The following is a 13,355-nucleotide window of genomic DNA, read 5'->3' as shown; positions in this document are numbered from 1 at the left end:
TTGAGTAGGCCGCGACGCGGCCTCATGTCCCTCCTGCGCTACTCAACCCGCGAGTTGTTACCCTCGAACCCGTGATTTTCGCACAGACGCAATACCAGGTCCGGTTCGAGTGGGGCGTGCGCGGCGCCGAGGCGATCGGGCACGATGCCGACGCCCTGGTCTGGGTCGACGTGCTCGGTGAGTCGACGCCGCCGGCGGTCCCCTCGACAGGCTCGGGGACCGTGCCGCTCGTGATCGGCGGCCTTCGCAACCGTCGCGCCGTGGCCGAGTGGGTGTTGGCACGGCAGGGTGACAGGGGCGAGCGCTTCATGGTCGCCGTGGTCGCGGCGGGCGAGAGCTGGGCCGACGGATCGCCCCGGTTCGCCGTGGAGGATCTGCTCGCGGCCGGTGCGGTGATCGATGCGCTCGCCGACCTCGGAATCGACTACTGCTCGCCCGAAGCCGCCGCCGCATCCGCCGCTTTCGCCGGCTTGCGCAACGCGACCGGTCACCTGATCGGTGCCTCCTCGAGCGGCCGGGCACTGACCGAAGGCGGCCGCCGTTCCGAGATCGACCGGGCGATCGAACTGGATGTCGACTCCGTCGCCCGGGAATCAGTCGGCCGAGCGTAGCGTTGCGATAATCGCGGGCCGCGAGGCCGCACAATCTCTGAGGAGCACATCATGAAGGCAGTCATCGACGGAAACGTCATCGCAGAAGCCCCCAAGGAAGACCTGATCAAGATCGAGGGCAACTGGTACTTCCCGCCGGCCAGCGTGAAGTCGGAGTTCCTGGTCGAGAGCAAGACCCCGTACACCTGCCCGTGGAAGGGCGCGTGCCAGTACTTCTCCGTGAAGAATGGCGATGCAGTGCTGCAGGACCGCGCCTGGAGCTACCCGCACCCGTACGAGACCGCTTTCGCCCGCACCGACGGCAAGGACTTCAGCAACTACGTGGCTTTCTGGAAAGAAGTTCAGATCACCGAGTAGGTCAGCACGCACTAAGCGAGCGCTGTCGGATCGAACGGGTGCTGCCGAATGGTCGGCGGTGCTCGACCGATCCGGCAGCGCTCGGCGCGTTAAGCCCCGTACCGCGCCCGGTGCGCCCGCACCTTCGAGCGGTTGCCGCAGCGCTGCATCGAGCACCAGCGGCGGTTGTTCGAGCGGGATTCGTCGTAGAACACGAGGGCGCAGTCATCCGCCGCACACTCGCGCAGGCGACCGCCGGCCCGGTCGGTGAATAGCTCGACGGCGTCGCGGGCGATGGTCGCCAGGGCCTGTCCGGGGCGGACGGCCGAGCGTCCGGCCTGGCGATTGCCGCCGGCGAGTGCTGGCGGGATGTTGGGGGTCGCTGCGAAGAGATTCAGCGTGTCGACGTCATCCGGCTGCGGTTCGCGGTCGTGGCTGAGAGCGAGCGCGATGTTGGCGATCGACCGGCGCAGTGCCTTCGCATCGATGAGATCGCCGGCCGTGGCGCTCGGGTCGACCCGGGGGTACCGACCCGCCAGCCACTCGCCGAGGTCCGCTGGACCGTGCAGGTCTTCCCATGCAGGATCGTCGCCCATCGCCCCGGTATAGGCGAAGTCGAGGGACACCGCTCCGGAGTCGAACCACCATTGCGCGCCCTCGCTGGAGACGAACCACTGACCGGTATTCACGGTAACCATTATGTCCGGTTACCGGCGCCTCCCCGACCTGCTATGGCGACGCCGGCCCATCCGCCAACATGATGGCCGCCCCGAAATTGCCGAATCTGACCTGTTGACGGATGATCTGACGATCTGATCCTGTTGGCGGACGGTTCCGGATGCCGCCGGTCAGCTCGCCTTCGCGACCAGGCGCTTGGTCCAGGTAATCGTGTTGGCGGGGTCGAAGCGTTTGGCGCAGCGTCCGCAGGCCAGCACCCGGGTCGGGGCGCGGTAACGGAAGTGCTGGTGACCGGCCGGGCAGCTCCCGACCCAGGGCGCGAGGTCGTTCGCGATCGCCCCGTCGTGAAGGCGTTTGCCCTCGTACCCGAGTTCGGCTGCAACCTTCTTCCATTTCGGCCCGTGCCCGGCGCGCGACCCGGCGATGGCGTGGGCCACCTCGTGCAGCAGCACCTGATGGATCTCGTCGTCTTCGTAGCGGGTGGCGAGGTGGCGCGAGACCGAGATGCGGCGGTCGGTGTAGTTGCACAGTCCGGCGCGCGTCTTCGCGGCATCGAACCCGAAGCTCCAGCTGGGGTCGAGGTGCAGCGCAATCAGGGCATCGGCCCAGTGACGCACCCGCGCGAGTTCGGCCATCGGGTCAGCTGCCCTCGGCGATGCGTCTCTCGATCACCCCGAGCGCGAACAGCGAGGACTCGATCTGCTCGGCCGGAGCCTGGATGCGTTCGCGCACGGCCAGCGCGTGGGCCACAGATTCGCGGGCCTCGCTGAACCTGCCGAGGTCGAACAGGATCTTGCCCTCGTGCTGCGCTGCGAAGGCCTCGGTCGACGACCACTCTTCTCCCGCAGCGGTGCGGCGGGCGGCGGTCATCTCGGCCAGGGCGCGCTCGAGCTGCCCGGAGAATTGGAAGACCTGAGCCCGCCGCATCCGTGCCCGGGTGAGGCGCTCGCGGTCGCCGGAGAAGTGTTCGAGGCGAAAGGCCTGTTCCGCCGTGGCCAAAGCCTCGTCGAGGCGGCCGAGCAGGCGCAGCAGTACTGCCTTCTCGCCGAGCACGTCGGTGCTGCGGCTGTCGCCGAGCGCGGCCAGCCGCGCCTCGACAGCGGGCACGTCAACTAGCTCGCGCAGGGTCTGCGGGTCGTAACCGGTGATCATCACTACGAGGTTAACCGGCTCCGCCGTCATCGCCGCGCAGCGCTGCGGTCAGTCGCGGTTACCGACCTGGAAGATGCTCTTCGCCGGCGGTGGCGAGCGCACCGCGGTGGCGTCGGTGACGATCTGCGCACCCGCGATCCAGTTGCGCAGTTCGGCGCCGGCGACCACCTTCGACGGATGCGGTCCGCCGGCGAGCAGGCGCGGCATCCACTCCAGGGGCAGCGGGCTCGGTGACCCGACCAGCACGATGTTGCCGAAGCGGCGACCCTTCAAGATCTGGGTCTCGGCGAGGGCGGCCACGTCATCCGTCACCGCGAGGAGTGTCGCGGCCTGTCCGCGGGCAAACGCGAGCCCGGGGCCGTCGGCCACATTGATCGCGATCACGCCGTCGGGCTTCAGCAGGGAGACCGCCTCGCGGTAGAACTCGACGCTGGTGACGTGGGCCGGGGTGCGGGCGCCGCTGAACACGTCGACGACGAGAAGATCGACCTCGCCGCGCAGCCCGGACGGCAGTTTCTCCATCACCTCGCGCGCGTCGCCGTGGCGCACTCGCAAGGAGGCGTTGCGGGGGAGGGGGAGGTGGGCGCGGACCAGGTCGACGAGATCCGACTCTATTTCGATGACCTGCTGGCGCGACCCCGGGCGCGTCGCCTCGACGTAGCGCGGAAGGGTGAACGCGCCGGCGCCCAGGTGCACGGCGGTTATCGGTTCGCCAGGCATCCGCAGCTGGTCGATGACGTGACCGATGCGCTGGATGTACTCGAAGAACAGCTGAGTCGGATCGTCGAGGTTCACGTGCGACTGCGGCGTGCCGTCGACGACGAGGGTGAAGGCGCCGGGAACCCAGCGGTCCGGCTCGATGACCGCGTGGAATCCGCTCAGCTTCAGGGTCGTCGAGGGCGATTCGGTCATGCCTCGATGCTGCCACACGGCACCGGTGCACCCGCCGCGGTCATCCGCCTCCCTCGTCTCATCGGTGAGTTGCATGTTTTGGCTGTTTTGAGCGGTCGAGAACAGCCAAAACATGCAACTCAGGGGTGGGAGGCTCCGAAAATACCGGGGAGAGCGGATGTCCGGGCCGGGTCTTATAGCCCTCGCCGATAAATTGGTCAAGCATTTGGTTGACTCGGCGCGTCTTTCCGTCCTATAGTGGTTCTTTGCGCTCCCAGGATTTCTCTGCCTTCATATTGCGGTTGGCTCTGTGCTCTACAGCACGGCACCCCTGGGGCGATCCATCACCGACTGCAACTGGCGCTAGACCCGCCACCGGAGGTTATTTCCTTGGCTGCTGCTCGCAACGCATCCACCACGAACTCATCGAAGAACGGATCTCCTAAGAACGGTCGCTCTGCAGAGCGCGTCTCGTTCGCGAAGATCACCGACACGCTTACAGTTCCCGATCTGCTAGCACTGCAGACCGAGAGCTTCGACTGGCTGGTCGGCAACGACATCTGGAAGGAACGCGCGGCGCAGGCCAAGGCCGAGGGCCGTCAGGACCTCCCTTCGCTCACCGGCCTCGAGGAGATCTTCGAAGAGATCTCCCCGATCGAGGACCTCGGCGAGACGATGCAGCTGTCGTTCACCAACCCCTTCCTCGAAGAGAAGAAGTACTCGATCGACGAGTGCAAGGAGAAGGGCAAGACCTACTCCGCTCCTCTCTACGTCGAGGCCGAGTTCATGAACCACCTCACCGGTGAGATCAAGACTCAGACCGTCTTCATGGGCGACTTCCCGCTGATGACCCCGAAGGGCACCTTCGTCATCAACGGCACCGAGCGCGTCGTCGTGTCGCAGCTCGTCCGTTCGCCCGGCGTGTACTTCGAGCGCCAGCAGGAGAAGACCTCCGACAAGGACATCTACTCCGCTCGCATCATCCCGAGCCGTGGTGCATGGCTCGAGTTCGAGATCGACAAGCGCGACCAGGTCGGCGTTCGCATCGACCGCAAGCGCAAGCAGAGCGTCACCGTCTTCCTCAAGGCCCTCGGCCTGACGAGCGAGGAGATCCTCGAGGAGTTCAAGGGCTTCTCGTCGATCGAGCTCACCTTGGAGAAGGACAACATCCTCACCAAGGAAGAGGCGCTCAAGGACATCTACCGCAAGCTGCGCCCGGGCGAGCAGGTTGCCGCCGAGGCCGCGCGTGCGCTGCTCGACAACTTCTACTTCAACTCGAAGCGCTACGACCTCGCCAAGGTCGGCCGGTACAAGATCAACCGCAAGCTCGGGATCGACGCTCAGCTGAGCGACTCCGTGCTCAGCCAGCGCGACATCATCGCGACGATCAAGTACCTGGTCGCCCTGCACGACGAGCAGAAGACACTTCCGGGTATCCGCGATGGTAAGGCCGTCGACATCCGTCTGGATGTCGACGACATCGACCACTTCGGTAACCGTCGCATCCGCGCCGTCGGTGAGCTCATCCAGAACCAGGTGCGCACCGGTCTGTCCCGCATGGAGCGCGTCGTTCGCGAGCGCATGACCACGCAGGACATCGAGGCGATCACCCCGCAGACCCTGATCAACGTGCGCCCCGTCGTCGCAGCGATCAAGGAGTTCTTCGGAACCTCGCAGCTGTCGCAGTTCATGGACCAGAACAACCCGCTCGCGGGCCTGACCCACAAGCGTCGCCTCTCGGCCCTGGGCCCTGGTGGTCTGTCGCGTGAGCGTGCCGGCGTCGAAGTTCGTGACGTCCACCCCTCGCACTACGGCCGCATGTGCCCGATCGAGACCCCGGAAGGCCCGAACATCGGTCTGATCGGTTCGCTCGCATCGTTCGCGCGCATCAACTCCTTCGGTTTCATCGAGACTCCGTACCGTCGCGTCGTCGACGGCGTGGTCACCGAGACGATCGACTACCTCACCGCGAGCGAAGAGGACGAGTACGTGGTGGCCCAGGCCAACGCGCCGCTGACCTCCGACGCCCGCTTCGCTGACCCGCGCGTCCTCGCGCGGAGCAAGGGTGGAGAGGTCGACCTGTTCCCGATCGAGGAGATCGGCTACATGGACGTCTCCCCGCGCCAGATGGTGTCGGTCGCGACCTCGCTCATCCCCTTCCTCGAGCACGACGATGCAAACCGCGCCCTCATGGGTGCGAACATGCAGCGCCAGGCCGTCCCGCTGCTGCGCAGCGAGAGCCCGGTCGTCGGAACCGGTATGGAGGGCTACGCGGCCATCGACGCCGGTGACGTGGTCACCGCCGACAAGGCCGGTGTCGTCGCGGAGGTCTCCGCCGACGTCGTCACCATCCAGCTCGACGAGGGTGGAACGCAGGACTACTACCTGCGCAAGTTCGACCGCTCTAACCAGGGCACGTCGTACAACAACCGCGTCATCGTCTCCGCCGGCGAGCGGATCGAAGCCGGCCAGGTTCTGGCCGACGGACCCGCCACCGAGAACGGCGAGCTCGCGCTCGGAAAGAACCTGCTCGTGGCGTTCATGCCGTGGGAGGGTCACAACTTCGAAGACGCGATCATCCTGAACCAGAACCTGGTGAAGGATGACGTGCTCTCCTCGATTCACATCGAGGAGTACGAGGTCGACGCGCGCGACACCAAGCTCGGTAAGGAGGAGATCACCCGTGACCTCCCCAACGTGAGCCCGGAGCTGCTCGCAGACCTCGACGAGCGCGGCATCATCCGCATCGGTGCCGAGGTTCGCCCCGGCGACATCCTGGTCGGAAAGGTCACGCCGAAGGGCGAGACCGAGCTCTCGGCCGAGGAGCGCCTGCTGCGCGCAATCTTCAACGAGAAGAGCCGCGAGGTGCGCGACACCTCGCTCAAGGTTCCTCACGGTGAGGCCGGAACGATCATCGGCGTCAAGGTGTTCGACTCGCAGGACGGCGACGACGAGCTTGGCTCGGGCGTCAACCAGCGCGTTGTCGTGTTCATCGCCCAGAAGCGCAAGATCACCGAGGGTGACAAGCTCTCCGGTCGTCACGGCAACAAGGGCGTCATCTCGAAGATCCTGCCGGTCGAGGACATGCCGTTCCTCGCCGACGGAACTCCGGTCGACATCATCCTGAACCCGCTCGGTATCCCCGGCCGCATGAACTTCGGCCAGGTGCTCGAAGTCCACCTCGGTTGGGTCGCCAAGCAGGGTTGGGAGATCGAGGGCAAGCCCAAGTGGGCCGAGAAGATCCCCGAGAACGCTCGCAAGGCGGAGCCTGGCACGAAGGTCGCGACCCCGGTGTTCGACGGCGCGCTTGAGAGCGAGATCGAGGGACTCCTCGACTCGACCAACAAGACGCGTGACGGTGTTCGCCTGATCGACTCGTCCGGCAAGACCCAGCTGTTCGATGGCCGCTCCGGCGAGCCGTTCCCGCAGCCGGTCTCCGTCGGTTACATGTACATCCTGAAGCTGCACCACCTTGTCGACGACAAGATCCACGCACGCTCGACGGGCCCCTACTCGATGATCACCCAGCAGCCGCTCGGTGGAAAGGCGCAGTTCGGTGGACAGCGCTTCGGAGAGATGGAGGTCTGGGCTCTCGAGGCCTATGGCGCCGCATACGCGCTGCAGGAGCTGCTCACGATCAAGTCCGATGACATCCTGGGCCGCGTGAAGGTCTACGAAGCCATTGTCAAGGGTGAGAACATCCAGGAGCCGGGCATCCCGGAGTCCTTCAAGGTGCTCATCAAGGAGATGCAGTCGCTCTGCCTCAACGTCGAAGTTCTTTCGGCGGACGGCACGGCGGTCAGCCTGCGCGACACGGATGACGAGGTCTTCCGTGCTGCTGAGGAGCTCGGCATCAACATCTCCGCCCGGTTCGAGAACTCGTCGATCGACGAGATCTAACAGCCGGCCAACTACGACAACGACACCTTTTCAAAGTAGGAGAAAAATTGCTCGACGTAACAACGTTTGATGAGCTGCGTATTGGCCTGGCTACCGCTGACGACATCCGTCGCTGGTCGCACGGTGAGGTCAAGAAGCCCGAGACGATCAACTACCGCACGCTGAAGCCCGAGAAGGATGGCCTCTTCGGAGAGCAGATCTTCGGACCGAGCCGTGACTGGGAGTGCTCGTGCGGTAAGTACAAGCGAGTGCGCTTCAAAGGCATCGTGTGTGAGCGCTGTGGCGTGGAGGTCACCAAGTCCTCCGTGCGTCGCGAGCGCATGGGCCACATCGAGCTCGCCGCACCCGTGACCCACATCTGGTACTTCAAGGGCGTTCCGTCGCGCTTGGGATACCTGCTCGACATGGCGCCGAAAGACCTCGAGAAGGTCATCTACTTCGCCGCCTACATGGTCATCTCCGTCGACGAGGAGGGCCGTCGTGATGACATGCCCGGCCTCGAGAACGAGATCCGCCTTGAGATCAAGGAACTGGAGAGCCAGCGCGATTCCCGTATCGCCGAGCGCCTGCAGCGCCTCGAAACCGACCTCGCCGCTCTGGAAGAAGAGGGCGCGAAGGCAGACCAGAAGCGTCGCACCAAAGACGCCGCTGAGAAGGAGATGGGTCAGGTCCGCAAGTCGTTCGACGAGCAGATCGCTCAGCTCGAGCGCGTGTGGGATGACTTCCGCAACCTCAAGGTCGGCGACCTGAAGCCGGAAGACTCCGTCTTCCACGACCTCCAGGACCGTTTCGGCGTGTACTTCGAGGCCTACATGGGCGCCGAGGCCATCCAGAAGCGCCTCCAGGCCTTCGACCTCGCCACCGAGAGCGACGACCTGCACGACCAGATCGCCAACGGCAAGGGCCAGAAGAAGATCCGCGCGATCAAGCGACTGCGCGTGGTCAACTCCTTCCTGCAGACCGGCAACTCGCCGGCCGCCATGGTGCTCGAGGTCGTCCCGGTCATCCCGCCGGAGCTGCGCCCGATGGTGCAGCTCGACGGTGGCCGCTTTGCGACCTCCGACCTCAACGACCTCTACCGTCGTGTGATCAACCGCAACAACCGTCTTCGTCGTCTGCTCGACCTCGGTGCCCCCGAGATCATCGTCAACAACGAGAAGCGGATGCTGCAGGAGGCCGTCGACGCACTGTTCGACAACGGTCGTCGTGGTCGCCCCGTCACCGGTACCGGCAACCGCGCCCTCAAGTCCCTGAGCGACATGCTCAAGGGTAAGCAGGGTCGTTTCCGCCAGAACCTGCTCGGAAAGCGCGTCGACTACTCCGGTCGTTCGGTCATCATCGTCGGACCGCAGCTCAAGCTCCACCAGTGTGGTCTGCCCAAGCAGATGGCACTCGAGCTGTTCAAGCCGTTCGTGATCAAGCGCCTGATCGACCTCAGCCACGCTCAGAACATCAAGAGCGCCAAGCGCATGGTCGAGCGTTCGCGTCCGCAGGTGTGGGACGTGCTCGAGGAGATCATCCGCGAGCGCCCCGTGCTGCTGAACCGCGCACCTACGCTTCACCGTCTCGGCATCCAGGCCTTCGAGCCTCAGCTGGTCGAGGGCAAGGCCATCCAGCTTCACCCGCTCGTCTGCGCGGCGTTCAACGCCGACTTCGATGGTGACCAGATGGCAGTGCACCTTCCGCTGTCCGTCGAGGCCCAGGCCGAGGCGCGCATCCTGATGCTCGCATCGAACAACATCCTGAAGCCCTCCGACGGCCGCCCGGTCACCCTGCCTACGCAGGACATGATCATCGGTCTGCACCACCTGACCACGCTGAAGAGCGAGGTCGCCGGTGAGGGCCGCGCCTTCTCCTCGATCTCCGAGGCGATCCTGGCGTTCGACCAGCACTCGCTCGACCTCAACGCCAAGGTGCGCATCCGTCTGTCGGATGTCGCCTTCGCCGAGGGTGAAGAGCCGGCCGGTTTCGAGGCTGGCAAGCCCGTTTTGGTGAACACGACCCTCGGTCGTGCGATCTTCAACGAGACGCTTCCCGCCGACTACCCGTACGTCGAGGCCGTCGCCGACAAGGGCCAGCTCTCCGCGATCGTCAACGATCTCGCCGAGCGGTACCCCAAGGTGGAGGTCGCCGCTGCGCTCGACCGGATCAAGGACGCCGGTTTCCACTGGGCTACCCGCTCCGGTGTGACCGTCGCACTCTCCGACATCCTGACCCCGCCGACCAAGCGCGAGATCATCGGTGGCTACGAGAAGCAGGCCGCGAAGGTTCAGACCCAGTTCGAGAAGGGCCTCACGACCGACGCCGAGCGTCGCCAGGAGCTCATCGAGATCTGGAACAAGGCAACCGCCGAAGTCGCCAAGGCGATGGAAGACAACATGCCGTCGAACAACAACATCAACCGCATGGTCACCTCCGGTGCCCGCGGTAACTGGATGCAGGTTCGTCAGATCGCCGGTATGCGTGGCCTCGTGTCGAACCCGAAGGGTGAGATCATCCCCCGCCCGATCATCTCGAGCTACCGCGAAGGGCTCTCGGTCGCCGAGTACTTCATCGCGACCCACGGTGCTCGTAAGGGTCTGGCCGACACCGCACTGCGCACCGCCGACTCCGGGTACCTCACCCGTCGTCTGGTGGACGTCTCGCAGGATGTCATCATCCGCGAAGACGACTGTGGCACCTCGAAGGGTCTCGACCTGTTGGTCGCGACCGTCGGTGCCGATGGTGTGCTGGTGCGCGACGCCAACGTCGAGAACTCGCTCTACGCCCGTACCCTCGCCGAGGACGCGGTCGACGCGAGCGGCAAGGTCGTGGCGAAGGCTGGCGACGACGTCGGAGACGTGCTGATCCAGGAGCTCATCGACAACGGCATCACCCACGCGAAGGTCCGTTCGGTCCTCACGTGTGAGTCTGCCGTCGGTGTGTGCGCCGTCTGCTACGGTCGCTCGCTGGCCACCGGCAAGATCGTCGACATCGGAGAGGCCGTCGGCATCATCGCGGCCCAGTCGATCGGCGAGCCCGGTACGCAGCTGACCATGCGTACCTTCCACACCGGTGGTGTGGCATCCGCGGATGACATCACCCAGGGTCTTCCCCGCGTCACCGAGCTGTTCGAGGCTCGTACCCCCAAGGGTGCGTCCCCGATCGCCGAGGCCGCCGGAAAGATCACGATCGAGGACACGGACCGCAGCCGCAAGCTGATCCTGACCCCCGACAACGGTGACGAGCCGATCGCCTACCCGGTGCTCAAGCGCGCGACCCTCCTCGTCGAGGATGGCCAGCACGTCGAGCTCGGACAGCAGCTACACGTGGGCGCCATCGACCCGAAGGAAGTTCTTCGTGTTCGCGGTGTCCGTGCCGTGCAGCAGCACCTCGTCGATGGTGTGCAGGGCGTCTACCGCTCGCAGGGTGTGCCGATTCACGACAAGCACATCGAGGTCATCGTGCGCCAGATGCTCCGTAAGGTCACCGTGGTCGACCACGGCGACACCGGACTCCTGCCCGGTGAGCTCGTCGACCGCCTGAAGTACAACGAGCTCAACCGCTCCGCGCTCACCGAGGGCAAGAAGACGGCATCCGCTCGCCAGGAGGTCATGGGTATCACCAAGGCGTCGCTCGCGACCGAGTCGTGGCTGTCGGCCGCGTCGTTCCAGGAGACCACGCGTGTTCTCACGCAGGCCGCCATGGAGGGCAAGTCCGACCCGCTGATGGGGCTCAAGGAGAACGTCATCATCGGAAAGCTCATCCCGGCCGGAACGGGTCTGCCGAAGTACCGCAACGTCGCCGTCGAGGCGACCGACGAGGCCAAGGCGGAGCGGTACCCGAACCGTATCTTCACGGACGACGCGTCGTTCAGTGAGGCCGACCTGAGCTTCGTCGACTTCGACAGCTTCTCGTCGGACGACTACACGCCGGGTACGTACAACTAAGCAGTACCTCAAGGAATGGCCTCTCGCGTTATCGCGAGGGGCCATTTCCCTGTTAAGCCCTGGTGAGAGCGGGTTCTCCACCCCCTAAAGCGGGTCTGTCCGTCTCTGAGACGCCGGGATACCGTTGGCCTTTCCGGGGGGAATTCTTCAGTTGCCCCTACCCGAATGGAAGGGGCGCGATGTCATCCTTGGCTGAAATCCTGATCATCCGTGGCCTCATGCCCATCGAGAGCCTGGATGACCTCACCGGCGATCCCACCACGGAGGAGCTGGCCATCGTCGGCCTGGTCGACCGAGGTGTGCTGAGCGACGCGCAGGTGGCATCCGCTCGCGCCGCGCAGGCGGGGCTGCCGTTCGTGGAACTGCTCGACTTCCCGATCGATCGCACCGCTATCACGCTGGTCCCCGCCCTGCTCTGCCGCCGACACGACCTTCTGCCGATCACTGTGAACGGCGAGACCCTCACCGTGGCAATGGCCGATCCGGGCGACGTTTTCGCCCTGGACGACATCCGCGCAGCAACTCGGATGCACATTGCGGTGGTGGTGGCGGAGCGCCAAGACCTCCGCAATGCGATGAACCGATTCCTGCGTGCGGACGGGGAGCTCGACCAGCTCACCACCGCAATCGAGGAAGAGAGCCGTCCGTCAGCGGATGTCGTCGCCACAGGCACCGAGGCGCTGGAAGACGACGCGCCGATCGTACGTTTCGTCAACCTGCTCATCAGCCAGGCGATCCAAGACCGGGCCTCGGACATCCACATCGAGCCCGCGGAGCACGATATGCGCGTCCGCTACCGCATCGACGGCGTGCTGCACGAGATGCAGCAGGCGCCGAAGCAGATCCAGAACGGCGTCATCTCGCGCCTCAAGATCATGAGTGACATCGACATCTCCGAGCGCCGCAAGCCGCAGGATGGTCGGCTCTCCGTCGTCCACGCCGGCCGCAAGGTCGACCTCCGCGTCGCCACCCTGCCGACGGTCTGGGGCGAGAAGGTCGTCATGCGAATCCTCGACAACTCGAGTTCGAGCATGCAGCTTTCCGACCTGGGTCTACTCGAGCGCAACGCCGCGGCGTACAAGAAGTCGTACACGAAGCCCTACGGAATGATTCTGGTCACCGGGCCGACGGGTTCCGGCAAGTCGACAACGCTCTACACAACACTCAATACGGTCGCACGGCCCGAGATCAACGTGATCACGGTCGAAGACCCGGTGGAGTACCGCATGGCGGGGATCAACCAGGTGCAGGTGAACGTCAAGGCGGGGCTCACTTTCGCAAGCGCCCTGCGTAGCATCCTGCGCTCCGACCCGGATGTCGTGCTGCTCGGTGAGATCCGCGACCACGAGACTGCACAGATCGCCATCGAGGCTTCGCTCACCGGCCACCTCGTGCTCTCCACTCTTCACACCAATGACGCTCCCAGTGCGATCACTCGCCTCACCGAAATGGAAATCGAGCCCTTCCTGGTCGGATCTGCGCTCGACTCGGTGGTCGCACAACGTCTCGCCCGTCGACTGTGCGACCGGTGCAAGGAGCCGTACGTCGCCGAGCTCAACGACCTCGCCGCGGTCGGATTCCGACTCAATCCCGACTTCCCGATGCCGACGCTGCACCGCGCGATCGGATGTTCGGTCTGCTCGAACACCGGATACCGCGGTCGCATCGCCATTCACGAGATCATGACCGTCACGGAGGACATCGAGCGTCTGGCCGTCGCTCGCGCGTCGAGCGCGGAGATCAAAAACGTCGCGATGCGCGAGGGCATGCTGACCCTCCGCCAAGACGGATGGGCCAAAGCACAGATGGGTTTGACGTCGATCGAAGAGATTCTTCGCGTCGTCGCGTAATCCGATGG

Annotated in this window: 9 protein-coding genes; 5 read left to right on the top strand and 4 right to left on the bottom strand. The window is 65.0% G+C overall.

Going from position 1 to position 13,355, the window contains the following annotated elements; genetic code table 11:
• Positions 1-71: 71 nt before the first annotated feature.
• Both IV501_RS16205 and IV501_RS12355 read left to right on the top strand, forming a co-directional pair.
• Positions 72-611, top strand: coding sequence for a 2-phosphosulfolactate phosphatase (locus IV501_RS16205; protein WP_200556637.1), 540 nt, complete (start codon positions 72-74; stop codon positions 609-611).
• A 51-nt stretch (positions 612-662) separates the two neighbouring features.
• Positions 663-968, top strand: a complete 306-nt coding sequence (locus IV501_RS12355) for a DUF427 domain-containing protein (protein WP_200556636.1) — start codon at positions 663-665, stop codon at positions 966-968.
• 89 nt (positions 969-1,057) lie between these two features.
• On the opposite strand, the gene IV501_RS12350 is transcribed toward IV501_RS12355, so the two are convergent.
• The 4 genes from IV501_RS12350 to IV501_RS12335 form a co-directional block, all read right to left on the bottom strand.
• Entirely contained in the window at positions 1,058-1,645 is a 588-nt protein-coding gene (locus tag IV501_RS12350; protein ID WP_200556635.1) for a CGNR zinc finger domain-containing protein, read from the bottom strand.
• 150 nt (positions 1,646-1,795) lie between these two features.
• Entirely contained in the window at positions 1,796-2,260 is a 465-nt protein-coding gene (locus IV501_RS12345; RefSeq protein ID WP_200556634.1) for a SprT-like domain-containing protein, read from the bottom strand.
• Positions 2,261-2,264: 4 nt separating this feature from the next.
• Positions 2,265-2,780 (bottom strand): hypothetical protein, encoded by a 516-nt coding sequence (locus IV501_RS12340; RefSeq protein ID WP_200556633.1) that lies wholly within the window; start codon positions 2,778-2,780, stop codon positions 2,265-2,267.
• A 45-nt stretch (positions 2,781-2,825) separates the two neighbouring features.
• Positions 2,826-3,689, bottom strand: coding sequence for a spermidine synthase (locus IV501_RS12335; RefSeq protein WP_200556632.1), 864 nt, complete (start codon positions 3,687-3,689; stop codon positions 2,826-2,828).
• Between the two features lie 369 nt (positions 3,690-4,058).
• Between IV501_RS12335 and rpoB the strand changes: the two genes are divergently transcribed.
• The 3 genes from rpoB (at position 4,059) to IV501_RS12320 (ending at position 13,347) form a co-directional block, all read left to right on the top strand.
• The gene (gene rpoB / locus IV501_RS12330; protein ID WP_200556631.1) at positions 4,059-7,568 is read left to right on the top strand and encodes a DNA-directed RNA polymerase subunit beta; all 3,510 of its coding nucleotides are present in this window, start codon (positions 4,059-4,061) and stop codon (positions 7,566-7,568) included.
• 47 nt (positions 7,569-7,615) lie between these two features.
• On the top strand, positions 7,616-11,497 hold the full coding sequence (locus tag IV501_RS12325; RefSeq protein WP_200556630.1) for a DNA-directed RNA polymerase subunit beta': 3,882 nt from the start codon (positions 7,616-7,618) through the stop codon (positions 11,495-11,497).
• A 179-nt stretch (positions 11,498-11,676) separates the two neighbouring features.
• A complete protein-coding gene (locus IV501_RS12320; protein WP_200556629.1) occupies positions 11,677-13,347 on the top strand; it encodes a GspE/PulE family protein in 1,671 nt (556 codons plus the stop codon).
• Positions 13,348-13,355 lie beyond the last annotated feature (8 nt).

This window comes from Lacisediminihabitans changchengi, assembly GCF_016634425.1.
Lineage (GTDB): Bacteria > Actinomycetota > Actinomycetes > Actinomycetales > Microbacteriaceae > Lacisediminihabitans > Lacisediminihabitans changchengi.
The sequence above is the reverse complement of the archived record's forward strand: the minus strand, read 5'-3'. Positions and strand labels throughout refer to the sequence as shown.

Coding starts and splice junctions, on each gene's coding strand:
- IV501_RS12345 (WP_200556634.1), bottom strand. CDS start 2,260: ATGGCCGAACTCGCGCGGGTGCGTCACTGGGCCGATGCCCTGATTGCG.
- IV501_RS12335 (WP_200556632.1), bottom strand. CDS start 3,689: ATGACCGAATCGCCCTCGACGACCCTGAAGCTGAGCGGATTCCACGCG.
- IV501_RS12355 (WP_200556636.1), top strand. CDS start 663: ATGAAGGCAGTCATCGACGGAAACGTCATCGCAGAAGCCCCCAAGGAA.
- IV501_RS12350 (WP_200556635.1), bottom strand. CDS start 1,645: ATGGTTACCGTGAATACCGGTCAGTGGTTCGTCTCCAGCGAGGGCGCG.
- IV501_RS12320 (WP_200556629.1), top strand. CDS start 11,677: ATGTCATCCTTGGCTGAAATCCTGATCATCCGTGGCCTCATGCCCATC.